General features: G+C 58.3%; 23 protein-coding genes and 4 tRNA genes. 19 read left to right on the top strand and 8 right to left on the bottom strand.

The window, feature by feature from the left end:
• Positions 1–187 precede the first annotated feature (187 nt).
• Positions 188–264: transfer RNA gene (locus tag NZ453_RS21480), tRNA-Met, on the bottom strand.
• Positions 265–1,136: 872 nt separating this feature from the next.
• Positions 1,137–1,213 (bottom strand) — tRNA-Val (locus tag NZ453_RS21485).
• Between the two features lie 252 nt (positions 1,214–1,465).
• Here NZ453_RS21485 and NZ453_RS21490 point away from each other — a divergent pair.
• Positions 1,466–3,247, top strand: coding sequence for a SulP family inorganic anion transporter (locus tag NZ453_RS21490; protein ID WP_263773038.1), 1,782 nt, complete (start codon positions 1,466–1,468; stop codon positions 3,245–3,247).
• 105 nt (positions 3,248–3,352) lie between these two features.
• On the opposite strand, the gene NZ453_RS21495 is transcribed toward NZ453_RS21490, so the two are convergent.
• Positions 3,353–3,502 (bottom strand): hypothetical protein, encoded by a 150-nt coding sequence (locus NZ453_RS21495; protein ID WP_263773039.1) that lies wholly within the window; start codon positions 3,500–3,502, stop codon positions 3,353–3,355.
• Between the two features lie 376 nt (positions 3,503–3,878).
• Positions 3,879–3,955: transfer RNA gene (locus tag NZ453_RS21500), tRNA-Arg, on the bottom strand.
• A 303-nt stretch (positions 3,956–4,258) separates the two neighbouring features.
• On the opposite strand from NZ453_RS21500, the gene thrS reads away from it, so the two are divergent.
• The 9 genes from thrS (at position 4,259) to NZ453_RS21545 (ending at position 11,681) form a co-directional block, all read left to right on the top strand.
• Positions 4,259–6,175, top strand: coding sequence for a threonine--tRNA ligase (gene thrS / locus NZ453_RS21505; RefSeq protein WP_263773040.1), 1,917 nt, complete (start codon positions 4,259–4,261; stop codon positions 6,173–6,175).
• 50 nt (positions 6,176–6,225) lie between these two features.
• Positions 6,226–6,723, top strand: a complete 498-nt coding sequence (infC, locus tag NZ453_RS21510) for a translation initiation factor IF-3 (protein WP_338051232.1) — start codon at positions 6,226–6,228, stop codon at positions 6,721–6,723.
• A gap of 103 nt (positions 6,724–6,826) precedes the next feature.
• On the top strand, positions 6,827–7,024 hold the full coding sequence (gene rpmI / locus NZ453_RS21515) for a 50S ribosomal protein L35 (RefSeq protein ID WP_263773042.1): 198 nt from the start codon (positions 6,827–6,829) through the stop codon (positions 7,022–7,024).
• Positions 7,025–7,035: 11 nt separating this feature from the next.
• A complete protein-coding gene (rplT, locus tag NZ453_RS21520) occupies positions 7,036–7,395 on the top strand; it encodes a 50S ribosomal protein L20 (protein WP_263773043.1) in 360 nt (119 codons plus the stop codon).
• A 60-nt stretch (positions 7,396–7,455) separates the two neighbouring features.
• Complete coding sequence (gene pheS / locus NZ453_RS21525; RefSeq protein WP_263773045.1) at positions 7,456–8,502, top strand: phenylalanine--tRNA ligase subunit alpha; 1,047 nt, start codon at positions 7,456–7,458, stop codon at positions 8,500–8,502.
• Between the two features lie 25 nt (positions 8,503–8,527).
• Positions 8,528–10,903, top strand: a complete 2,376-nt coding sequence (pheT, locus tag NZ453_RS21530; protein WP_263773047.1) for a phenylalanine--tRNA ligase subunit beta — start codon at positions 8,528–8,530, stop codon at positions 10,901–10,903.
• 5 nt (positions 10,904–10,908) lie between these two features.
• Positions 10,909–11,217: an integration host factor subunit alpha gene (locus NZ453_RS21535; protein ID WP_263773066.1), complete on the top strand. Its 309-nt coding sequence runs from the start codon at positions 10,909–10,911 to the stop codon at positions 11,215–11,217.
• The gene (locus NZ453_RS21540; protein WP_263773048.1) at positions 11,201–11,566 is read left to right on the top strand and encodes a MerR family transcriptional regulator; all 366 of its coding nucleotides are present in this window, start codon (positions 11,201–11,203) and stop codon (positions 11,564–11,566) included. Before NZ453_RS21535 ends, NZ453_RS21540 begins: the two co-directional genes overlap by 17 nt.
• A 38-nt stretch (positions 11,567–11,604) precedes the next feature.
• Positions 11,605–11,681: transfer RNA gene (locus NZ453_RS21545), tRNA-Pro, on the top strand.
• Positions 11,682–12,722: 1,041 nt separating this feature from the next.
• Here the strand turns inward: NZ453_RS21545 and NZ453_RS21550 are convergent.
• Positions 12,723–13,475, bottom strand: a complete 753-nt coding sequence (locus NZ453_RS21550; protein ID WP_263773049.1) for an SDR family NAD(P)-dependent oxidoreductase — start codon at positions 13,473–13,475, stop codon at positions 12,723–12,725.
• Here NZ453_RS21550 and NZ453_RS21555 point away from each other — a divergent pair.
• Entirely contained in the window at positions 13,474–13,869 is a 396-nt protein-coding gene (locus tag NZ453_RS21555) for an ArsR/SmtB family transcription factor (protein ID WP_263773051.1), read from the top strand. The genes NZ453_RS21550 and NZ453_RS21555 overlap by 2 nt on opposite strands.
• 219 nt (positions 13,870–14,088) lie before the next feature.
• Here NZ453_RS21555 and NZ453_RS21560 read toward each other — a convergent pair whose 3' ends face one another.
• The gene (locus tag NZ453_RS21560; RefSeq protein WP_263773053.1) at positions 14,089–14,358 is read right to left on the bottom strand and encodes a hypothetical protein; all 270 of its coding nucleotides are present in this window, start codon (positions 14,356–14,358) and stop codon (positions 14,089–14,091) included.
• A gap of 58 nt (positions 14,359–14,416) precedes the next feature.
• Positions 14,417–15,211 (bottom strand): helix-turn-helix transcriptional regulator, encoded by a 795-nt coding sequence (locus NZ453_RS21565; RefSeq protein ID WP_263773054.1) that lies wholly within the window; start codon positions 15,209–15,211, stop codon positions 14,417–14,419.
• Positions 15,212–15,306: 95 nt separating this feature from the next.
• Between NZ453_RS21565 and NZ453_RS21570 the strand changes: the two genes are divergently transcribed.
• Entirely contained in the window at positions 15,307–16,179 is an 873-nt protein-coding gene (locus NZ453_RS21570) for an NAD(P)-dependent oxidoreductase (RefSeq protein ID WP_263773055.1), read from the top strand.
• A gap of 29 nt (positions 16,180–16,208) precedes the next feature.
• Entirely contained in the window at positions 16,209–17,201 is a 993-nt protein-coding gene (locus NZ453_RS21575; RefSeq protein ID WP_263773057.1) for an NADPH:quinone reductase, read from the top strand.
• Positions 17,202–17,491: 290 nt separating this feature from the next.
• Here the strand turns inward: NZ453_RS21575 and NZ453_RS21580 are convergent, their stop codons facing one another.
• On the bottom strand, positions 17,492–18,175 hold the full coding sequence (locus tag NZ453_RS21580) for an NUDIX hydrolase (protein ID WP_263773059.1): 684 nt from the start codon (positions 18,173–18,175) through the stop codon (positions 17,492–17,494).
• A 152-nt stretch (positions 18,176–18,327) separates the two neighbouring features.
• Here NZ453_RS21580 and NZ453_RS21585 point away from each other — a divergent pair, with 152 nt between their 5' ends.
• From NZ453_RS21585 to NZ453_RS21610, 6 genes are all read left to right on the top strand, one after another.
• Complete coding sequence (locus tag NZ453_RS21585; protein ID WP_263773060.1) at positions 18,328–19,194, top strand: cysteine hydrolase family protein; 867 nt, start codon at positions 18,328–18,330, stop codon at positions 19,192–19,194.
• Between the two features lie 25 nt (positions 19,195–19,219).
• Positions 19,220–20,425 (top strand): nicotinate phosphoribosyltransferase, encoded by a 1,206-nt coding sequence (gene pncB / locus NZ453_RS21590; protein WP_263773061.1) that lies wholly within the window; start codon positions 19,220–19,222, stop codon positions 20,423–20,425.
• 8 nt (positions 20,426–20,433) lie between these two features.
• On the top strand, positions 20,434–22,146 hold the full coding sequence (locus tag NZ453_RS21595; protein ID WP_263773062.1) for an NAD+ synthase: 1,713 nt from the start codon (positions 20,434–20,436) through the stop codon (positions 22,144–22,146).
• Positions 22,147–22,156: 10 nt separating this feature from the next.
• Positions 22,157–23,173, top strand: a complete 1,017-nt coding sequence (locus NZ453_RS21600; RefSeq protein ID WP_263773063.1) for a bifunctional nicotinamide-nucleotide adenylyltransferase/Nudix hydroxylase — start codon at positions 22,157–22,159, stop codon at positions 23,171–23,173.
• A gap of 27 nt (positions 23,174–23,200) precedes the next feature.
• Positions 23,201–23,812, top strand: a complete 612-nt coding sequence (locus tag NZ453_RS21605; RefSeq protein ID WP_420851692.1) for a hypothetical protein — start codon at positions 23,201–23,203, stop codon at positions 23,810–23,812.
• A 169-nt stretch (positions 23,813–23,981) separates the two neighbouring features.
• Positions 23,982–24,371 (top strand): NADPH-dependent F420 reductase (locus tag NZ453_RS21610; protein ID WP_420851693.1); only part of this gene is annotated, 390 nt, incomplete at its 3' end.

Genomic DNA, 24,371 nt, shown 5'->3' on the forward strand with positions numbered 1-24,371 from the left:
TCTGAGCCAGGATCAAACTCTTCAGTTCAATTCCTGTTAAAACTCTCGCTTGACGTCTGCAGATCCAGTCTCCCAGATCCGCATCTAATCGTGCGAGCTCTTCATCTCTTTAGGTCATGCTTGCGCACAACCCCCAAAACAAGAACCCACACCTATCAATCATCACATTTTTAAAGAGCGTACCGCTTGGTTGCGGGGACAGGATTTGAACCTGTGACCTTCGGGTTATGAGCCCGACGAGCTGCCAGACTGCTCCACCCCGCGTCCGACAAGGAGAAGCATTTTACCAACCTCTCCCACCCTCGTCAACACTTGCATGCTTTTTGCTTGCCGCCTCGTTTTCGTCAGAGGCGCTGTGTTGCGAGGAGCGGAACTATAGCAAAGCAATCGAAAGCGCGTCAACCCGCTTAAAGAAAAAAAGAGTTCGTGGCGTCACCACCCATGACAAAACCATGAAGACGAGCAACCGACGGACAAACAGGGCGCTCATCGACGTCTCGGCGCCGCTTACATCTCGGCGCCGCTTGTTTGGTTCAACATGATATCGCTACCAGTTCTCCGTCGCCCCTCTCATACACAGGGCAGAAGATGTCGTCGCATCGGACCGGTCCCATGTCAGCAGGAATAAGGCTTTAAGCACCCGGCGCAGACAGACGCTCAAGTCGCCAGACGCGTGGGCCAAAGACACGCACCGGTGGCGAAACCGTCTCATTCGCGGACCATACATCCGGGTGGCGGCTCTTCATACCGGCCGTTACTCCTTCACGACATTGATGAGCAAGAAGGATGCGGGGGCTTCGCCGATAGTTTGAGAAGAATTAGCATTATCAGAATGCACGACCGGACGGAGCCCCAGCACCATAACGGAACGCATACGCAAACGCCAGACAGCTTGTAGCCTCGGGCATGCGATACGCCATTAGCCCCCCCCAGCCTTGCCATGCTCCGTCGTTGGCAATTTGCTCAATATCGCGGAACAAAAGTAAGCGAGCCAGACCAAGAAATAACATGAAAGAGCACGCCCCATGTCGCCTCAAACAAGGCTTTCGCCATAGAACACGCCAAGAAAGGAAGGCCTGGAAAATAAAAACCGCAGTAAGCACTTGAAAACTCAAGACTTACTGCGGTTTATGCGTTGGTAGGCGCGATTGGACTCGAACCAACGACCCCCACCATGTCAAGGTGGTGCTCTAACCAGCTGAGCTACGCGCCTTCAAGCCGAAGGAATAACGCACGGCGTCGAAGAAGGCCGCATTATACGTAGCCCGGCCATCAAGTCAACGGAGGAGCGCCGATCGAAGCTGGTATGAATTGGCGCGCACGTAGCACCGTCTGCTCTTCAAAAGTACGGCATCTACACAAACTTGCTCACCATATTCTTCCCATGCGAACAGCCTAGCGCCGCCTCGCGATAAATCGCACGCTTACAACGGCAGTGACTTCTTTGCTCAGTACAACGACAATCGTGAACGGAATCCTGACGACAAAGACCTTGATGCGAGATAGAACAAAAGGCGCGACGAACAAAGCCAAGAAGTTCGTTCCTGAATGGATCGTTCGCTACCGTGGCGAATGGCTGATTCCCGACCTTATTGCAGGTCTGGCTGTCACGATCATCGTCATTCCCCAGAGCCTTGCTTATGCCCTTCTCGCGGGCCTACCGCCGCAGTTCGGTTTATATGCCAGCATATTTCCGGTTCTGGTTTATGCCGTTGTTGGCAGTAGCACGACCCAGGCCGTAGGCCCGGTCGCGATCACTTCAATCATGACGTATTCCGTTCTAGCCCCCCTCGCTCCTGCAGGAACTCCGGATTACGGCAACTTGGCCGCCGCACTTTCCCTTCTTTCCGGCATCATTGTTTTGGCTTTTGGTGTTCTTCGCCTCGGGTTCCTGTCGCACCTTCTAAGTCGCCCTGTTATTAGCGGCTTTATCTCGGGCTCCGCGGTCCTGATTATCGTTAGCCAGTTGAAATTCATTCTCGGTGTACGCGTCGAGGGAGCAACTACTTGGGATGTACTGCGGGAACTCACTAGAACGGCGCTTGAGGCCAACCCACACACAATAGTCACTGGAAGCCTAGCCCTCGCTGTTCTACTGTGCACGAAAGCGTGGATGGCGAAGTGGCTACGGTTTTGCGGCGTTTCGTACCCCTGGGCGCTCAGTCTGTCCCGACTCAGCCCCGTTGCCGTCGTTGTAATTGCGACGGTCCTCGTTGCAAAACTCGACCTCGATCACCGGTTTCATGTCGCCGTCGTAGGAAGTATCCAGAGCGGCTTGGCTTCGTTCTCGTTCACCGTGCCTGGAATTGGAACGCTAAGACAATTAACCATTCCGGCCGGAATCTTGGCGTTAATCGGTATGGTACAGAACATTACGATGGCTCAGGCCCTCGCCATAAAAAGGCGGGAACGTTTTGATGCAAATAAAGAACTCGTCGGTTTGGGTTTCGCCAACATCGTCGCCGGCGTGTACGGGGGAATGCCGGTCGGCGGTGGTTTGTCGCGTTCGGCCATAAACGTGGCGGCGGGCGCTCAAAGCCCACTTGCCAGCATTGTTTCAGCAGGAGCGATGCTTGGCGTCGTTTTTTTTGGGCTGGGCTGGATGGAACGCCTCCCACTCGCCGTCCTAGCGGCCAATATTGTCGCGGCAGCCCTGGGAATGATCGACATCAAATCATTCCGCCAAGCATGGAGTTACGACCGAGCCGACGCGCTAGCCTTGCTTGGCACGGCATTTGGTGTGCTGCTGTTCGGACTGCAATGGGGAATCGCGCTTGGTGTCGGGTTCTCGTTAACAACGATTCTAGTACGCGCAAGCACGCCTCACATTGCGGTCATCGGACGGATTCCCGGAACAGAGCACTTTCGCAATATCGAGCGTCATGGCACCGAAACGCTACCAGGCGTCCTATTCCTTCGGATCGACGAGAGCCTCTTTTTTGGGAATCTCGCCCCCGTCGAAGAACGTCTAAATGGCGAGCTCGAAAAAGCCCCAAATACGCACGACCTCGTGTTGATCATGAGCGCTGTCAACCGCGTCGACACGACAGCAATGGAAGCGTTGAACGATATCAACACCGATTTTCGCAGCCGCGGCATTCGATTGCACTTGGCGGAAGTCAAGGGGCCAGTCCAAGACCGGCTTGTTAACTCGCCATTATGGAAATCACTTTCCGGAGCGGTGTTTCTTTCGGTGAACGCGGCTTTTCAATCGCTCAGCCAGGACAAAAAACCGTCCCAGCCGTAATAGCCCGGCATGCCTTCAAGACGAGAAAGAGCGCCACGAGATACAGCGAGAGATAACACAACCTTTTGGTGGCCAGATTGGCTCCGCCAAACAACCATCCGCGCTTTAGTTCGGCAGATGATTGAACGGGTTCTGGAGAAAAATCGCCACGGACTTCGAGCAACCGGATCGGCGCACCCAGCTTACGGTCGCCTCGGCGACATAAGGCGCAATCGCCCCCAGCGTCAACAGTGCGTAGAGTTCGTCCAGTTCCATGATTCTTCCCAGCCTTCCGTTCAATGCGCGGAACAGAACTTCATCCCATTTTTCCAATCGTTCCGCTCACCAACTCAGACATTTTCCGCCGGGATTCGTTCCTGATGGTGCCAAGCTTTCAGGACATTCCTTATTCATCCCGCGACAGGCGTTCGCGTAGGGAGAAGGACCTAATTAAATCGGCACCGCGGGGCTTTGCACTCGCTCGATCGGGTCGCCGGAAAGTGGTGATGATGGATGCTATGGAGCGGCCGTTGGGGCGACATTCATAAACTGCATTAACTGGAAGACTCATCGCTCGTCGCAAGGCTCGGGCCGCCCAATAAAGCAAAAAGGCCAATCAGCTGATTGGCCTTTGCACATTCGAAAAATTGCTTGGCGCGCCCGGAGCGATTCGAACGCCCGACCCCTTGGTTCGTAGCCAAGTACTCTATCCAACTGAGCTACGGGCGCGCTGCATTTTCGAAGCCGCGAATTATACAGAGCCGTTTTCGTTACCTCAAGTGATTTTTGAAGATGTTTGATCGAAACCTACAGGCCGTAACTCATGCTCAGCCAATTTCTCTATGTGCAGCTTGCAACGCGAAGTTCTCCGTGATCAAAACCCAAGTGTCAAGGGAACAGACCGCAGGCTATAATGTTTTCCTTTGTCCTAAGAGTATCTGCTCGGCGCACTCGTATAAAGGAGCCCGTGAGTACGGTTCATAATGACGAGGGTCGGGCAAGTTCTCTGGTCCTTATTTCTGGGGTTGGAAAATGTTGGTGATCACTTTGCCGGACGGTTCGAAACGTGAGTTCGAGAAACCGGTCACGGTGGCAGAGGTTGCGCAGAGCATTGGTACAGGATTGGCTCGTGCCGCAGTCGCAGGAAAAATCGATGGACGTTTGGTCGATACGTCGTTCCGCGTCGAAACGGATGCACAACTTGCGATCATCACCGATAAGGATCCGGAAGGTTTGGATGTGATTCGGCATTCCACCGCGCACTTGCTGGCCTACGCGGTAAAGGAACTGTTCCCCGACGCGCAGGTAACGATTGGCCCAGTTGTAGAGCATGGTTTTTACTACGACTTCGCGTACAAGCGCCCCTTCACTCCCGAAGACCTCGCGGCTATCGAAAAGAAGATGGCCGAACTGGCAAAGCGAGACATCGCGGTGTCGCGAGAAGTCTGGAAACGCAACGACGCGACGGCGTTCTTCAACTCGATGGGCGAGCATTACAAGGCGGAGCTTATCGAAGCCATTCCCGATGGGGAGCAGGTATCGCTTTACCGCGAGGGCGACTTCATCGACCTGTGTCGTGGCCCTCACGTGCCTTCTACCGGGAAACTCAAGGTTTTCAAGCTCATGAAAGTCGCCGGCGCCTATTGGCGGGGTGACCATCGTAATGCGCAACTGCAGCGCATCTACGGAACAGCATGGGCGAAAAAGGAGGAGCAGGATGCCTATCTCACCATGCTTGAAGAAGCCGAAAAGCGGGACCACCGCCGTCTGGGCCGGCACCTCGATCTCTTCCATTTGCAGGATGAAGCCCCCGGCATGGTGTTCTGGCACCCCAAAGGCTGGGCGATGTGGCAGCAAATCGAGCAATACATGCGCCGCGTCTATCAAGACAATGGCTACCTTGAAGTGAAATGTCCCCAGATCCTCGACCGCACGTTGTGGGAAAAATCCGGCCATTGGGAAAACTACAAGGACAATATGTTCACCACAGAGTCGGAGAAGCGCGATTACGCGATCAAACCGATGAACTGCCCCGGACACGTCCAGATATTTAATACAGGCTTGCGCAGCTACCGTGACCTGCCGCTGCGCTACGGGGAGTTCGGGTCTTGCCACCGCAACGAGCCGTCGGGCGCGCTGCACGGCATCATGCGGGTTCGCGGCTTCACGCAAGACGATGGTCATATTTTCTGCACTGAAGACCAGATTCAATCGGAAGTGACAGCGTTCAACGCCCTCGTCCGCAAGGTTTACGCCGATTTCGGTTTCCACGAAATAAAGATCAAGTTGGCACTCCGCCCTGAAAAGCGCGTTGGTTCGGACGAGGTGTGGGACAAGGCAGAACTCGCGCTGCGCGAGGCGTTGAAGGCGTCCGGGCTGGAATGGGAAGAGCTTCCGGGCGAAGGCGCTTTCTACGGCCCGAAAATCGAATTCCACATTAAGGACGCTATCGGCCGGTCATGGCAGTGCGGGACAGTGCAAGTCGATTTCTCCATGCCTCAACGCCTCGGTGCCGAATTCGTCGGGGAAGACAATGCGCGACACACCCCGGTAATGTTGCATCGAGCGATTCTCGGCTCGCTCGAACGCTTTATCGGTATCCTGATCGAAAACTGGTCTGGCGCGCTGCCACTTTGGCTGTCTCCGGTACAAGCCGTCGTCCTGAATATCTCCGAAAAGCAGTCGGAGTACGCGCAACATGTTGCAGAAACGCTACGCCAAGCCGGTTTGCGGGCTGAATGCGATTTGCGCAACGAAAAAATTACTTATAAAATACGCGAACATAGCTTGAACAAGCTGCCTTACCAAGTTGTCGTAGGCGACAAGGAAATGGCAGCAAATCTGGTTGCCGTGCGTACACGCGGCGGTCAGGATCTCGGGCAAATGCCGCTCGAGGCTCTGGTCGAGCGACTCCACCAGGAAGTCGCGGCGCGAAGTGGCACGGCTTAATTTTTGTTGGAACAAGGAGCGAAACCATCGCACTGCAAAAGGCGCAACGCATTAACGAAGAGATTAATGCCCCCGAAATTCGACTGATAGGCGTAGAAGGCGAAGCGCTCGGCATCATGAGCGCCAGACAGGCATTGCAGCTCGCAGAGGAAGCCGGAGTCGACCTCGTTGAAATCGCCCCGTTGGCGCAACCGCCGGTTTGCCGGATCATGGATTACGGCAAATTCAAGTATCAGGAACAAAAGCGTCAGCACGAGCAGAAGCTCAAGCAGAAGCAGGTGCAGGTTAAGGAAGTCAAGTTGCGGCCTGGTACCGACGAAAACGATTACCAGATCAAATTGCGCAACATGACGCGTTTCTTGCAGGAAGAAGATAAGGTCAAGGTTACCTTGCGCTTCCGTGGCCGTGAGATGGCGCACCAAGAAATCGGCATGCGTCAGATTGAGAGGATTCGTACCGACCTTCAGGATCTGGCATCAGTGGAACAAATGCCTAAGATGGAAGGACGTCAGATGGTGATGGTTCTGGCTCCGAGCAGGAAAAAGTAGTTTTGTAGTCAATTTTTGTAGTTGCAGCACCACAAGTGATGTCAGGTAAAAAGTGCTCCCGTCGGGAGACACCTGCCGCCACGCTTATAAACAGGAGCATTCAATGCCCAAGATGAAGACCAAGAGTGGCGCCAAAAAGCGCTTCAAGGTCAGCGCCAGTGGCCGTATCAAACGCGGACAAGCGTTCAAACGCCACATCCTGACCAAGAAAACCACCAAGTCCAAGCGCCAGTTGCGTGGAATGACCGGAGTGCATGACTCCGACAGGTCCATGGTTCACTCCATGATGCCTTACGCCTAAGGAGATAAACGATGCCCCGAGTAAAACGTGGTGTAACGGCGCGCGCGCGCCACAAGAAAGTCCTTGAGCAGGCCAAGGGTTACCGCGGCCGCCGGAAGAACGTATATCGCATCGCCAAACAGGCGGTGATGAAGGCCGGCCAGTACGCTTACCGTGATCGTCGGCAACGCAAGCGTCAGTTCCGGGCGCTGTGGATCGCTCGTATCAATGCGGCTGCACGCGAAGTCGGACTGAAGTACAGCACCTTCATGAATGGTTTGAAGAAGGCACAGATCGAGGTCGATCGCAAGGTTCTGGCCGATCTCGCCGTCTTTGACAAGCCGGCGTTCGCCGCTCTGGCCGCGCAAGCCAAGTCCCAACTCAGCGTTTGATTGAACGCGTGTAAAAAAAGGGAGGCTTGCGCCTCCTTTTTTTTCGGTAAGCGTAAGAAAATGCAAAATCTCGACCAAATAGCACAAGAAGCGACCGCCGCTTTCGCCGCGACCGAAGACCCCGACACGCTCGAGCAAGTCAAGGCCCAGTACCTTGGGAAGAGCGGCCGCATTACCGAGCTCCTCAAGGGCATGGGAAAGCTGGAGCCGGAAGAGCGCAAGGCCACCGGCGCCGCAATCAACCGCGCCAAGGAAGCTATCGAGGCAGCCTTGGTTGCCCGTCGTGACGCAATCCGCCGAAAAGCCCTGGAAGCCCGCCTCTCGGAGGAATCGCTCGACGTCACCCTACCCGGCCGAGGGGAAGCGCGCGGCGGTCTTCATCCGGTGACTCGGACGCTTGAACGCATCGAAGCGCTGTTCCGGTCTATTGGCTTCGACGTGGCTGATGGTCCCGAAATCGAGGCCGACTTCCAGAACTTCACTGCATTGAACACGCCTGAGGATCATCCGGCGCGGTCGATGCATGACACCTTCTACATTTTGGATGAGCAAGGCAAAGTCGCGCAGGACGTACTTTTGCGCACGCATACCAGTCCTATCCAGGTACGCTACATGCAAGCGCACGTCGCTAAATACGCGCACCTCGAAACCATGCCGGAAATCCGAATCATCGCACCCGGTCGCGTCTACCGCGTCGATTCGGACGCCACTCATTCACCCATGTTCCATCAGGTTGAAGGCCTGTGGATTGGCGAGAACGTCAGCTTCGCTGATCTGAAAGGTGTCGTCGCCGATTTTCTTCGGCGTTTCTTCGAAAGCGACAATCTGCAGGTGCGCTTCCGTCCGTCGTTCTTCCCGTTCACAGAACCTTCTGCAGAAATCGACGTGGCGTTCATGGAGGGGCCGCTGAAAGGACGATGGCTCGAGATCGCCGGGTCCGGCATGGTGCATCCGAATGTCCTGCGCCATGTGGGAATCGATCCTGAGAAATATGTCGGATTTGCCTTCGGAATGGGACCTGACCGCTTGACGATGTTGCGTTACGGCGTAAACGATCTGCGTTTGTTCTTCGACGGCGACCTTCGCTTCTTACGGCAGTTCGTCTGATAGCTCCTGGTGATACGGAACATCCATGAAATTCTCTGAATCCTGGCTACGCCAGTTCGTAAATCCCTCCGTAAAGGGCGCCGATTTTTCCCATCTTCTGACCATGGCCGGCCTCGAGGTCGAAGAAGAGGAAACGGTGGCTCCGTTGTTCGACGGCGTCGTTGTGGCCCAAGTGCTCGAAGTAAACAAGCATCCGGACGCCGATCGGCTCAACGTTTGCCGGGTTGATATCGGAGGGAAAGAGCCGCAAACCATTGTTTGCGGGGCCCCGAATGTCGCGCCCGGCCTCAAGGTTCCATGCGCACTGCCCGGCGCAGAGCTTCCCGGGGACTTCAAGATCAAGATAGCGAAGGTCCGTGGCGTCGAATCAAGCGGCATGCTCTGTTCAGCCAAGGAACTGGGAATTTCAGAGGATGCTTCGGGCCTTCTCCTGTTGCCGCCCGATGCTCCGGTTGGAGAGGACATTCGAAACTATCTCGACCTCGACGACCGGCTGCTGACGCTCAAGCTCACGCCAAATCGCGCTGACTGCCTGTCGCTAACCGGCGTCGCGCGCGAGGTTGCGGCATTGACCGGTTCGCCGGCCAGCTACCCGACAATCGCCACGGTGCCGGTTGCCAGTGACAAAGGGCGGCAAATCGTTCTCGATGCTCCCGATGCGTGTCCACTCTATTGTGGCCGAGTCATTTCCGGTGTAGATGGTAGAGCCCCCACGCCCGAATGGATGAAGCGCCGTTTAGAACGGAGCGGTATCCGCTCTATTTCCGCGCTCGTGGATATCACCAATTACGTAATGCTTGAACTTGGGCAACCGCTGCACGCGTTCGACAACGGGCAAATACAGGGAACAGTCCATGCGCGAATGGCGCAGGCGGGAGAAGAGATTCTACTGCTCAACGAGCAAACGCTTGAGTTGCAGGACGACGTTCTACTTATCGCTGACGACGCCCGTCCGCTGGCGATGGCGGGAATCATGGGCGGCGAAGACAGCGGCATTACCGTAGAAACGACAGAAATGTTTCTCGAAGCGGCATTCTTCGCTCCAAAGGCAATCGCTGGGCGCGCCCGCCGATACGGGTTCGGTTCCGATGCGTCGCACCGTTTCGAGCGCGGCGTTGACTTTGGAACAACGCGAAAAGCACTGGAACGCGCGACGCAACTCATCATCGAGATTTGCGGCGGCCAAGCCGGACCGGTCTCCGAAGCGGCGGCAACGCTGCCAGCCCGGCCGCCCGTTCGCCTGCGCGCAGCACGTGTAACCAAAGTTCTTGGCGTCACGTTAAGCGGAGAGGAGATTGCGTCACTGTTCGTGCGCTTGGGCTTTGAGTTCACGCGTTCGGGCGAAGATTTCATCGTTTCGCCGCCAAGCTACCGCTTCGATATTGAAATCGAGGAAGACCTCATTGAAGAAGTGGCCCGTCTGCATGGTTACGACAACATCCCGGTGCGGGCGCCACGCGGCATTATTTCGATGTTGCCGCAAACGGAGAATGCACGGCCGGTACCTCGCCTGCGCCAAATTCTCGCTGACCGCGGTTTCCAGGAAGTCGTTAACTACGCGTTCGTCGAGGACAGCTGGGAAACAGACTTCACGGCGAATGCAACACCAATCAAGCTCGCAAACCCAATCGCGAGCCAGATGAGCGTAATGCGCTCGACGTTGCTCGGTGGCCTGGTCGCCAACGTGGTGACGAACCTCAAGCGCAAACAAAACCGTGTTCGCGTATTTGAGACCGGCCGTTGCTTCTTCCGTGACGAACAAGGTTCGCCCGTAGCGGGGTTCCGGCAACCGTGGAAGATCGCCGCGCTCGCATACGGCACGGCCCTGCCCGAACAATGGGCAAGCGCTTCGCGCGCTGTGGACTTCTTCGACATCAAGGGCGAAGTCGAACTCCTGCTCGCACCGTGCGTAGCTCGTTTCGAGAAGACCGTGCACCCGGCTCTTCACCCTGGACGTAGCGCTCGCCTCATTGTCGATGGGGAATCCATCGGTTTCGTCGGCGAGTTGCACCCGCAGTGGGTACAAAAATACGAGTTGCCGCTTGCTCCCGTCGTGTTCGAACTCGATCTCGCCGCCTTGACCAAGAGCCGGTTGCCAAAGTACGTGGAAGTTTCGCGGCAACCCTCGGCGACTCGCGATTTGGCAATCGTCGTCGACCAAAAACTCGAACTGCAACGTCTGCTCGACGGCATGAAGGAGAATCGCCCGACGATCGTTAGGGACATATCCCTGTTCGATGTCTATGCCGGAAAAGGAGTGCCAGCTGGGAAAAAAAGCCTTGCGTTCCGTATAGTTATGCAAGATACTCAAAGGACTTTGCAAGACGCGGAAGTCGACGCCGCGATGCAGGAACTGGTCGCCTATCTGGAGCGCGCATTCGCTGCGCAGCTTCGCGTCTGACAGGAATAAAAATGACACTCACAAAAGCAGAGTTGGCCGACTTGCTGTTTGAAAAGGTCGGCCTGAACAAACGTGAGGCCAAAGATATGGTCGAGGCCTTCTTCGAAGAGATTCGCAACGCCCTCGAACGGGGCGATGGCGTCAAGCTCTCCGGATTTGGCAACTTCCAGCTCCGTGACAAACCCCAGCGGCCAGGACGGAACCCCAAAACGGGAGAAGAGATTCCGATCACCGCTCGTCGGGTAGTCACCTTCCATGCCAGCCAGAAGTTGAAGGGCGAAGTGGAGCTCTCCTACGATGGAACCCAGTCCTAAAGACCCTCTGAAGGAGCCTTTACCGCCGATCCCGGCAAAGCGCTATTTCACGATCGGCGAAGTGAGCGAACTGTGCGGCGTGAAGCCGCACGTCCTTCGCTACTGGGAACAGGAATTCAGCCAGCTAAAACCCGTCAAGCGCCGTGGTAATCGCCGCTACTATCAGCACCACGAGGTCCTCCTGGTCCGGCGTATTCGCGAGCTTCTGTACAGCCAAGGCTTCACGATCAGCGGAGCCAGGAACCGTCTTGAAGACGGTTCCATCGAGGACGAGCCTCAGCCAAACGTCCTGACCCCCGAGGTTTTGCGCGGGGAATTGCTCAGCATCGCGGAAATGCTTCGAAGCTGAGCCAAGCGCGCGAGTTATAGGTTATAATTATAGGCTGTCGGGGCGTAGCGCAGCCTGGTAGCGCACTTGCATGGGGTGCAAGGGGTCGCGAGTTCGAATCCCGCCGCCCCGACCAAAGCATCATCTGGAGCAGACCACTCCAAACCACGGCAGACTGATCACCCCAAAAAATCAGTCTGTTAGCGATTAACCCGCCTCCGGAAGGACGCGGGTTTTTGCGTCTACGTCGGTCTATTCTTGCCACGTGCCGAGCAGTCTATCGAGATCATCCGTGGTTTTGCACTTTACTGCCCGTGCCAAAAGTGATTTGACCTTCATTTGTTGCTCCGAGATGAGTATTAGCGGAGCTATCCCTTACGGGCAGGCAAGCCCGCAGCTGTTGAAGTGATGTTTCCAAGGTGGCAGCGGCCACCTTAGCACTCGACTGGATGGTGACAATTGGTGACAATCTATCCGACGCCGGGAAATGGGATTGATCCGTTCCATCTTCCTTGACTCGGACCTACAAGTTTTGAGGAGTCATACCAAGCTTTTCGGGCAAGCAACGGGTGGCGCGTGGATTGAAGTCACCTATACCCGCTGCGTAACAACCAGTTCGGGTTGCTACCCGGTACGTGTCTTTCGCGAGAAACTCAACTACGACGGTTCTGCCACAGCAGCCAGTGATGACTGGGACCTAGGCCTCTTCAACCGCGAAGACCTTTGCGGGGTGCTTCGCACCACAACCTAGTATAGGAAGCACGGCAGCAACAACACCCTTATTCGGCGTCTTTGCAGAGGCGTTTGATACGTTGATCTCGGCCTTTACCTTGCGCGGTGATGATGGGTGTCCCCCACCTCAGCCCGTGTCTGAACCGCCGATGCTGCCGTTGGCGCTTGTCGCACTTCTAGCGGCCATCCGGCTGGCCTGCCGGAAGTAGGATAAGTAAGGGAGCCGGCTTGACGCAGACTGGTGATGTGCTGAGCACAGCGCCATGGTGGCCGTCATGGAAATGCTCCAAAGCAGACGCAGTAACAATTCGAACCAGTGCTGGAGCTTTACCGATTGGCTCATCGTGCATCATCCTGCGCAGATAGTCGGGGAAGGGAAGAAAAACCGGGGCTAGAGCTCGACACCGCCTGGCACCAGGTCATCGAGCCAGACGGTTAGTTCCGGTTAACGCAGACCGCCCGTGACGTGCAGTGTTTCACCTGTGACATAGGCTGCCTCACTGGACACGAGGAAAGCCACCACGGCCGCGATTTCATCCACCGTACCAATGCGCGCCATCGGGGTGACCGATTCAATCCATTTGCGCATATCGCCCTCGTGGAATCCCGCGGCGACCACACCTTCGGTCTCGATCATGCCCGGATTAACGGCATTGACCCGGATGTTTTTCGGTGCCAGCTCCTTGGACAGCACCATCGTGATCGAATCTACCGCACTCTTGGTCGCGGTATAAACCGCGCTGTTGGGTGGCGTCAAAGTGGAAATGCCTGAGCTGATATTCACGATGCTGCCGCCATTATCATTGAACGCATGCACGGCTTCCTGTGTTACGAGCAGCAACCCCAGCACATTTACATTGAACTGCTTGTGAAAATGCTCCGGAGTAATGGCGTCAAGCGGCGCGAGCTCATAGACGCCCGCGTTATTGACAAGAATATCAATGGCGCCAAGCGCCTTTTTCGTTCCGTCAACGAGGCTTGTTATTTCTTCCGGAACAGAAAGATTGCCGTGCACCGCAACGGCTTTGCCACCGCGGCGGGTGATCTCGGCCACCACGCGATCCGCGCCTTCCTTGCTGGAACTGTAATTGACAGCAACCGCGGCCCCCTCGTCTGCCAGACGCAGTGCAATCCCTGCGCCAATGCCTTTCGATGCGCCGGTTACCAGCGCCACTTTACCGGTGAGTTTCTTGGTCATGGGTATCTCCGTTGAGTTAGTTCGAAAGTTCACGATATTGGAACTATTGAACTATGTCAAGCGGCAGCGTATACTTACCCTTATGGTTCAATTCGTTCATCCAGCCACAGAGGACATCACCCTCGCCGGCGTGCTCAGTGCGTTGGCGGACCCCATGCGTCTGCGCATCGTGAGTAACCTGCTCCAGAAGAACGGTTGCATGTCCTGTTCAGAAGCCGCGCCTTGCCCTGACATTGCAAAATCGACGCTGTCCCACCACTTCCGCATATTGCGTGAAGCAGGCCTCGTTCGCACCAGCAAAATTGGGGTGGGACATCGCAATATCCTGCGCACCGACGACATCGAGACACGGTTCCCCGGGTTGTTGAACCGGATTCTGGAATTTGTTGACTAGCGCTCCCGGCGGCCTTCCCGCCGCTGCGCTCGTCCCAATGCACTTCGTGTCGGTTGGCAAGCGCTATGGTGGTCCCAAGGGCGAGTTCTACATACCCGATAGTCTCGATAAGCCTGGTCGCCAAGTGTTTATGGGTGAGCAGACGCGGAGAATACGGCTGCGCGCCGTACGTAGGACGCGGAGGTCAGGAGTTCAGGCCGGAGCTACCCCGTGGGTTCCTCATCCTTGAGACGCCCTCAGAGAAACCGGCCGTCCGCTCCCTTGAGTTCGCCCCTGTCGAAGCTTGGACTTGAACTGGAAGTCCTGGTCGATACGGACGATGAGCAGTTGCATAAAGTCGCCTTGGCGCTTTACCAGAACGACGTCACTGGATTTCTCGGGTGAAATGGTCTTCACCTCGACGAGCTTGCCGTTGGTTGTGCCGTCGGAGCGCGGCAGGTGCGTCACGTGGCGGCGCAGCCCCGGCATCGCCTTTGGACCGTACGGCAAAGTAGCAGGCTCAACAGGCTCAGCTTTCCCGCTGACCTGGCAGCCTCAGGCTATTCCATCACCTATCCTCACCAGTGCTGTAGACGATGACCCGAATGTCAGGACTGTCCTCGTAGACGAGTACGCTGAGCTGGAAGGTCCGCCAGCCGGTGTTTGCCGAATGCAATTCCTTTCGGCTGTCGCCAATTCGGACGATTTCCGGGTCACTCCACCACGTCTTCGCAAGTGGAAACGCATCCACTATCTCATCCAGCAAGCCACGAAGGATCGGATCCGAGCCGCCGGTAAGGTAATCATGACGTGCTTTGAGAAACATAAGCCGGGCTGTCGACTGCCAGTCACGCACGCTTTTCCGGTAAGCGTCGGAAAAAAACACGATGCGAAGAATATTCGGGTTTTGCTCCTCGAACATCGGAAACTGCTCAGACGCCGCCTTGTTGAAGGCCAAGACATCCCACCTTTTATCGAGAATGTAGGCGGGGTCGGGAAGAGCGTTGATCGTGGTCAAAAGTCCGACGGGCAACTCTGAAACCTGCGCTTGAGACCGCCGGGGCACCCGACCCGCCAAAGCGTAAAGATGCTCCTGCTCGGCACGGCCGAGCCGAAGGCCTCGGACTAGGCGATTGAGGAAATCATCGGAAACCTGAATATCGCGCCCTTGCTCGAACCACGTGTACCAAGTGATGCCAACGCCAGCCAAGGTCGCTACCTCCTCGCGACGAAGACCCTTTGTCCTTCGGCGTGGACCGGGGGTTAGGCCAAGTTTTTCGGGTGAGGCTTGCTCGCGACAATACCGGACGAACTCCGACAGTTCGTTTCGCGCCGCTGGTCGTGCCAATCGCTCCGCCGTCATCCACACATTCCCAACTATTACTTTAGTAACAGGATAAAAGTTATATAGTAATAGATTAGACCTTCGGATATCGTGTTGGCAACTGGGAGAAGTTCATGTCGGTTTCCGTTGTCGGCTTGGGGAAAATCGGTACGGCCATTGTCCCCCACCTTATCACTCTCGGCGAAGAGGTCAGGGTTTGGAACCGGTCGCCCGCCGCCGTCGAAAAGATGGTCGCGTTGGGGGCAGTTTCTCTAGATGATGTCCGCGCCGCGTTCGCCTCCGAACTGGTCTTGTCCGTCCTGTTTGACGATGCCGCCGTTCGCGAGGTCATCACGCACGAGGCAATTGCTTCGGCGACCGGTCGAAATACTCTGCACGTCTGCCTCTCGACGCTAAGCCCAAATCTCGCCGATGAGCTTACCTTGGCGCATCAGAGGGCGGGCATTGGCTATCTCTCTGCGCCGCTGTTCGGCCGACCCGAGGCCATCAGAGAAAGGGCCGCCAATATATGCGTCGCCGGCGACCCCGGGCTGCTTGAAAAGGCGCGTCCTTATCTTGAGAGTTTTGGTCGCGTCTGGGCGCTCGGCGAAGAGCCTCGTCAAGCGAACGTCGCGAAGCTCTGCGGCAACTTCCTGATCGGCACCGCGGTCGCAGCAATGGCAGAAACGACCGGCATACTGAAGGCAGAGAAAACAGATACCGAGGTCTTTATGACCTTGATGACTGAAACCCTGTTCGCGTCGCCAATCTACAGAAACTACGCGCCATCCGTCACCGGTGTGACGCCGCTTCCCGCAAGCGGACTTGCGACGCCGATCAAGGATATGGGGCTGCTGGCGACGATCTCCGCAGAAAATCAATTGAGCAATCGAGTTCTGAAGGCGCTCCGCGAAAGCTTGTATCAAGCACAAGACGCGGGCTTTGGAGCAGATGACTGGTCCACCGCTTTGGGACGTTTGGCTCGAATGCCCAGCGCGGTTGCTTAGTTGATCGTCCCTGGAAGAGAGAGCACACAATGCTAGCAGCCTATTATGATCGGCAAGGGACCGCCGACGACGTCCTTGTGGTTGGCGAACTTGCCGATCCTGAACCCGGTTTCGGCGAGGTCCGCGTGAGGGTCGCGATTTCCGGCGTCAACCCGACCGATATCAAAGCCAGGACGGGCTTTGCCGGCGCGCCGATGGCGTTTCCTCTTATTATTCCCCATCACGATGGCGCAGGCACGATCGACAAAATTGGTCCGGGTGTTCCCGAATCGCGGCTGGGAGAAAGGGTCTGGCTCTACCGTGCGCAATACGGCCGGCCATATGGAACGGCGGCAGAGTTTGTGGTGGTTCCAAGCAACCTGGCAGTGCCTTTGCCTGATAAGACATCGTTAGAGATCGGGGCCTGTCTGGGCGTTGCGGCGATTACCGCTCACCGATGCCTGTTTGCCGATGGCGATGTCCGCGGGCGACGGGTGCTGGTCCAGGGTGGCGGTGGGGCCGTTGGCACGGCGGCGATTCTTCTCGCGAAATGGGCCGGCGCATGGGTGGCGGCGACTGTCAGTCGCCCGGAACAGGAAGAAGTGGCGCTTGAGGCCGGCGCCGACCTCGTCATCAACAGGCATTCCGAAGACGTCGCCGCCGCTATCAAAAGCGCGACAAAGGGTGTAGGTGTCGAGCGGATCGTCGATGTCGATCTCGCCAACAATGTCGACATCGACATCGCATCTCTAGCGTCAGGCGGCGTGGTCACCGCCTATGCAACGGAAGACCCCGCAGCCAGGCTGATAATGCCGTTCCGGACGGCGATGTTGGGAAGTTATGTTTTTCGCTTCGTCTTCTTCACCACCATTCCCGACGAGGCATTTCAGCACGCCGTCAAGGAGGTGACGGCGTGCGTTGCCGCAGGTCGATACCGGCCTCACATCGGGTTGGAGGTGCCACTACAGCGCATTGCCCAGGCACATGCAGCCCAGGAATCCGGAAAGATCGTCGGCAAAATTCTTGTCCGGATCGGTGATTGAAATGCCGGGCAAGAACGCGCTCATCGGCATTCGACCGGTCAGGACAATTTCGGTTGACGTGGTGGCTCGGTCAGCCACTTCAGTTGGCCCGCATTGAAGGGCCGCAACCCGGTCCGAACGAAATCCCAGGCTTAATAGCGTCCCCTGGGAAGGCTCCAGCTCAAACTGCTTCGCCTAGAGACGGATACGCCGCTCATCGAGAAGTTCGCCATCGTACATCCAGTAATCCTAACCACTCACTGCCGTCGACTTGTGGCCCATCTCTTGAAGGGCGGCCGGGGCAGCGCACATTAACTCCCCGCCAAGAACGCCCTCGGCGTCACCGACAGGCTTTGCCGATACGCCGCCTTCAAGCGGTAGAGCTGCGCCGGCCGATTCGCCCGGCCGGTCTCGAAGGCGCCTTCGACCGGCTCCAGCATGTCGAACTCATCCATCTTGCGCCGGAAACTCACCTTGTTGATCGGTTCCCCGAGGATCGCCTCGTACACCGCCTGCAGCCGCGGCAGGGTGAAACGCTCGCCGCACAAATGCACCGGCAGGGATGAATAGCTGCTCTTGTTGCGCAGCCGCTGCACCGCCGCCAGCACAATGTCTTTGTGATCGAAAGGCAGGCCCTTGAGCTGATCGACTGGCATCAGGATCAACCCCGGCGCCTGGTCGGCCTCGATGAGTTCAACCGGCACTAGCGCGTAGTAGGCAATCGAGATCGACCAGCCCCGCGGGTCGCGCCCCGCCCCCGAGAAGGTGCCAAGCTGCTCCAGGTAGGGGCTCTCCAGCCCCGTCTTCGCGCGCAACATACGCGTGGCCGCATCGAGCGTATCCACGTCTTCCTCCGAATGGATGTAGCCCCCGGGCAATGCAAGGCTCCCTTCAAACGGCGGACGATCGCGCCGCCAGAGCGCCACGTGTAACGTGGATCCACGCAAACACAGAAGCACAACGTCGACGGTGCAGATGATGGTCTTCTGCGGCATTGTATTTCCTCAATTAGTTGCAATCAGACACTAAGAGTCTATCTCATGGATGATTGCAAATCTAGCATTATGATTTATTAGTTGCATTGTGTTACTAAGTTATCTATACTAGCCGTACCCGCCGACGCATGCGGACGACCAAGGAGAACGTCATGGCTCAACAACGGCTGCACTTGCTCATCATCGACCCGCAGAACGACTTCTGCGACCTTCCGGCGGATTACTGCCCTCCCGATCCGCGTGGCGGCCTCATGGCGCCCTCCCTGCCCGTTACCGGCGCGCACACCGATATGCGGCGGCTCGCCGAACTCATCAACGTGGCGGGTTTTGGACTCACCGACATCACGGCCACCCTCGACACGCATAACCGGATCGATATCGCGCACCCGACGTTCTGGAAGGATGCTGCCGGTGGAGAGGTGGCGCCGTTCACGCCGATTGCTGCTGCTGACGTACGGACCGGCCGTTACGTGCCGCGCGATTCGGCGCTCATCAAGCGCGTTCAAAAATATCTCGACGCCCTGGAAGCCGCTGGCCGCTACACACACTTGGTCTGGCCCGTGCACTGCGAACTCGGCACGTGGGGTCACCTCATTCACCGGGATCTTTGCGGTGCACTCGATGGCTGGGAAGACAATCGGGAGATCAGCGTCGCCAAGGTGATGAAGGGCCTCAATCCCCACACCGAACACTACAGCGCCGTGATGGCTGAAGTACCCGACTCCGCCGACCCGGGCACGCAACTCAACCGCAACCTCCTGGCGCGCCTGCGTACCGCCGATCGCGTGTATATCGGCGGCGAAGCCGGGAGCCACTGCGTCAAGGCGACCACTGAAGACGTCGTCGCCAATTGGCCGGAGAACGACCTGGGCCGGCTGGTGCTGATTGAGGACGCGATCAGTCCGGTGGCCGGCTTCGAATCCGCACATGCGGACTTCCTCGCCAGGATGCGCTCACGCGGCGTGCGAGTGGCGACCACGAAGGACGTGCGCGAGGAACTCCTCGCCAACGCCCTCTAGCCACGTTTCCAAGGGAGAAAGAAGAATGCCCAACACCTCAGCCCCGATCGTGCAGAGCCTCCTGGAGAACGACCTCTACAAATTCACGATGTGGCAGGCACTGCTGCACAGCAATCCGGGCGCGCAGGCCGAGTACCGCTTCGTCTGCCGCAACAAGCCGGCGTTCCCGCTCGCCGAGTTGAAGGCCGATGTCGAGCGCGAGCTGGATCACCTCTGCTCCCTCATCTTCCGCCAGGACGAGCTCGATTACCTCGCCGGTCTGCGCTTCATGAAGAGCGACTTCATCGACTTCCTCTCGGTGTTCCGCTTCCAACGCCGCTTCATCGAAGTGCGTGCGAACGGGGAAACGCTGGAGATCGTCGCCCGCGGCCCGATCGCGCATGTGATGAGCCTCGAGATCTTCGTCCTGTACATCGTCAACGAACTCTACTTTCGTCGCCTGCCGCAGGACGGTGTGCAGACGGCCGCGCGCGAACGCTTGCACGCGAAGATCACGGGTCTGAAAGAGGAACTGCGCCAAAACCCAGCCGATTCGGCGTTCCCCTTCGTGCTCTTCGAGTTCGGCTTGCGCCGTCGGTACTCCGGTGCCTGGCAGGATGAAGTCGTGCGGCACCTAGCCGAAGCCGCTCCGGAGAATTTCCGGGGTACCTCGAATGTGCATCTCGCCAAGAAGCACGGCATCGTTGCTGTGGGTACCATGGCCCACGAGTACCTCCAGGCCTACCAATCCTTCGGCTTCCGTCTCCGCGACTTCCAGAAGGCAGCGCTCGAAGGGTGGGTGCAGGAATTCCGTGGCGACCTCGGCGTAGCACTCACCGATGTGGTCGGCATGGATGCTTTCCTGCGCGACTTCGATCTCTACTTCGCCAAACTCTTTGATGGCTTACGGCACGATTCGGGCGATCCGATCGTTTGGGGCGAGAAGGCCATCGCGCATTACGAAGCCCTAGGGATCGACCCGACCACCAAGCGGCTCGTCTTCTCCGATGGGCTCAACATCCCGCGCGCGCTGGCGCTGTACCGCCACTTCCAGGGCCGTATCCGGACGAGCTTCGGCATCGGCACCGATCTTTCCAATGACACGCCGCACAAGGCGCTCAACATCGTGATGAAGATGACGGCGTGCAATGGCCAGCCCGTGGCCAAGCTCTCCGACGCGCCGGGCAAGACGCTGTGCGAGGACGGAACCTTTCTCGCCTACCTGCGCCAGGTGTTCAACCATTACGTTTGAGGCCTCGCATGAACCCCCCTTTCCGTATCACGCTCGCCCAACTGAATCCCACCGTGGGCGATATCGCCGGCAACATCACCCGGATGCATGAGGCCGCCCAGCGGGCGTACGCTGAGGGCGCGAGCCTGGTGGTCTTCCCCGAACTCTCGCTCACGGGCTACTACCCAGGCGACCTGCTCGATGAGGCCCGGTTTCTCGATCGCGTCGAGCAAGGGCTGGCCGAACTCCTTTCGCTCACGCGAACGACCCCGGGATTGCATTGGGTCGTGGGCACCCCACTGCGCCGTGAAGCGCCGGGCAAACCGTTGCAGAACTGCCTGGTCGTGATGGCCGACGGCGCCATCAAGCTCCGGTACGCCAAGCAGCTCCTGCCCACGTACAACATCTTCGATGAACGCCGTCACTTCGAACCGGGCCCGGATGTCGCGCGCGTGCTGCGCGTCGGCGGGATGCAAGTCGGCTTCCTGATTTGCGAGGATGGTTGGAACGACACCGGGAAGGATTACGCGGTGAATCCCTTCGAGCGCCTCGCGGACGCCGTGCCGGACCTCGTGGTGACGATCAACGCCTCGCCGTCGAGCCTCGGCAAACAGGCGGTGCGCCGGCAACTCTTCGAGGCCGCCAGCGCGCGCCACCAGCTGCCGCTCGTTTACGTGAATCAGGTCGGCGGCCAGGACCAGATCATCTACGACGGATTCTCTTTCGCCGTCGATCCGGCGGCTGGCGTGGTGTTCGAGGCTGAAGGTTTCGATGAGGCGGTGCACACCCTGGGATTCACGGACGGCCGATTTACTGACGCACAAGGCAGTGAGTTGCCCGTCGTCACCAACGAGCCGCTACCTCCCATGGAGTTCTACCGCCGGCAGATCGTACTCGGCCTGCGCGACTATGCCCGCCGTTGCGGGTTCTCTAAGGTGGTCGTCGGCTCCTCGGGCGGCATCGACAGCGCCTTGACCCTCGCCCTCGCCGCCGAGGCGCTGGGGCCGGAGAACGTTGTCGGCATCACCATGCCCTCGAAGTTCTCCAGCGCCGGCAGCGTCGACGATTCCGTCATCTTGTGCCGTAACCTCGGCCTCCGCCTCATCGAGCACCCGATCCGTAACCTGGTTGCCGCCTATGGCGAGGGCTTCGAGACGGCTTTCGATGCGCCGCTCCAGGGGCTCACACTCGAGAACCTGCAGGCGCGCGTCCGCGGCACGATCCTGATGGAATACTCGAACGCCTTCGGCCATCTGCTGCTCACCACCGGCAACAAGAGCGAGATCTCGGTCGGCTACTGCACGTTGTACGGCGATACCAATGGCGGGCTGGGGCTCATTGGCGACCTCTACAAGACCGAGGTGTTCGATCTGTGCCGCCACCTTAACGCCCGTGCCGGGCGCGAGCTCATCCCGTGCGCCATCATCGACAAGGAGCCCTCGGCCGAACTGGCCCCGGGACAACGCGACACGGACAGCCTGCCACCGTACCCGGTGCTCGACGCAATCCTCAAGCAACTCATTGAGGGCGACCGTCTCGGCGGCGAGGAGCGGGAAACGGTGGTCCGGGAGTTCGCCCATCACCAGGCGAGTGTCGACGGGCGGGCCTTGATCGCGCGCATCAAGCGCATGATCGCCCGCAACGAATACAAACGCCGGCAGGCGCCGCCGATCCTCCGGCTGCGGGGACGGGCCTTCGGCAGCGGCCGGCAGATGCCGATCGCGGCGACTTACGATTTCTGAGGAGACGAACTTGAGTGATTTCGATGCCGCCGTACTGATCGGCCGCTTCCAGCCTTTCCATAACGGTCACGCGGCCCTGCTCGCCAAGGCGCTGGCCACGGCTCCGCGCGTCTTCGTCGTGCTCGGCACGGCCTTCGCCGCACGCAACGCCAAGAATCCCTTCACCTGGGAAGAACGCGCCGCCATGATTAGCTGTACGCTGGATGAAGCAACGCGGGAACGCGTCAGCTTCCTGCCGATGCGCGACTACTACGACGATGTTCGCTGGGCGCAAGCTGCGGCGCATCTCGTGGAAGACGAGGTAGGAGGCAAAGCGCGCGTGGCGCTGATCGGCTACGTGAAGGATGCGTCCAGTCAGTACCTCAACCGCTTTCCGCGCTGGGAGTTCATTGGTATGGCGCGCCAGGGCGAGATTGACGCGACCGCCCTGCGCCAGATCTGGTTCGAGGGTGAAGACGCCGAGGTAACGCGTGCCCTCTTGGCACCGCTGGTGCCGCCGGCCGTGCTGCACTACATGCAGGGATGGGCGAAGCTTCCGGCCTTCGCCAAGCTGCGGGATGAACACCTGGCCGTGCAAGAGAGCCGCAAGGTTTGGGGCGACGGCCCGTTTATCACGGTCGACGCCGCGGTGAAAGCCTCGGGACAAATTCTGCTCGTGAAGCGGGGACGCGCCCCCGGCAAGGGGTTGTGGGCGTTGCCCGGCGGCTTCCTTGATGGTCGCGAGCGCGTGATGCAAGGCGCGATTCGTGAGTTGCGCGAGGAGACGGGCTTTGCTCTGCTCGACGCCACCCTGGAAGACGCTTTTGTCAAAGCCACCGTCTTCGACCATCCGGACCGCAGCCAGCGCGGGCGCACGATCACGCATGCCCACTTCTTTGACCTCAAGAACGCGCGGCCGCCGGAAGTTGCCGGGGCGGACGATGCCGCCGAGGCGAAATGGGTGCCGGTGGAGGAACTAGCGGCGATGGAAAGCGAGTTCTTTGATGATCACTTCAACATCTTGAATCACTTTCTTGGATTAGTGTGATGCCGGGTCGAAGGACAGGACGACGAGTTGGCGCGTTTTCTCTTCCTCACGACGGGATTCAATCCGATCCGTACGCTGGCGGCCCGGCTGCAGTATTTCGAGGCGGCGAGCGGTGGGCAGACGCGTTACCTGCTCCCTGTCCTGAAGCTGCGCGCCAAGTCGACGACGCCGTCGTACTCGCACCGGTGTATTACGTCGATCTGTGTGCGCGCGACGGGATCGTGCTGGACGCGGCGGTCAGTCAGGCCTAAGCGGAGGCGCAGGAGAGGGCCCGGCGCCGGCGTCGATCTCCCAGCGCTCGAGCACGCGGCACGGGCGGCGATCGCCAACGGGGCGTTCGAGCATGGCGAGGAGGACATCCCGGCGATCGTCGAGAAGTTCTATGCGGAGAGCGGGGAGACGACAGGCCACGGGCCAGCGAGCGCATCGGCGCCATCAACGAAAGGCGAAGCGGACGGCGGTCCCGGGCGGTACCCTGCGGAACGCTTGGCGGAGAAGGACGAAGCAAGCGTTACCGCGCGGTCGAACACCACGGTTACCGACCGTTACGCAAGTACCGAGGTTTCATCACAGACACGCAGACAGCGCCTGGGTATTCTGACTTCGTTGCTTCAGCGCCCCCCGCTGGCAACAGTTTGACCCTCCCTGACCCATCGCAATGATGGGATTTCAATCCCGTGCCACACCGGCACGGGATTTTTTTGCTTTCGTTTGGCGGGAGTTCTCAAGAAGCGTTATACCTGTGCGTTATTATGGCGATTTTCGCCATAGTGTTTCAACGGATGGGCCGTTTATCACTGATAACGGAATGATTAAAGTTTCTCCTACGTGCTGGCCATCGCCGCGCAGAAGACGACTAGACAGTACAACGTTAATCCAAGGAGAAATCATGAACATCACCGTTATTGGTACCGGCAACATGGGCTCGAGTTTCGTCAAACAACTGACGCGTGCAGGACACCACGTCACGATCACCGCCCGCCATTTGGACAAAGCGCAAGCGCTGGCCGCCGCCAACCCGGGGGCGATCGCGCTTCCGGCAGAAAAGGCCGCCGCCAGCGCCGATGCTATCGTTGTAGCCACGCCCTATAGCGAGGCGGTCTCGGCACTCCAATCCGTGGGCGAATTGCGCGGGAAAGTCGTGATCGACATTACCAACCCGCTCACCGCTGACTACATGGGGCTGACTATCGGTCAC

Source organism: Propionivibrio soli (assembly GCF_025770765.1).
Taxonomy (GTDB): domain Bacteria; phylum Pseudomonadota; class Gammaproteobacteria; order Burkholderiales; family Rhodocyclaceae; genus Propionivibrio; species Propionivibrio soli.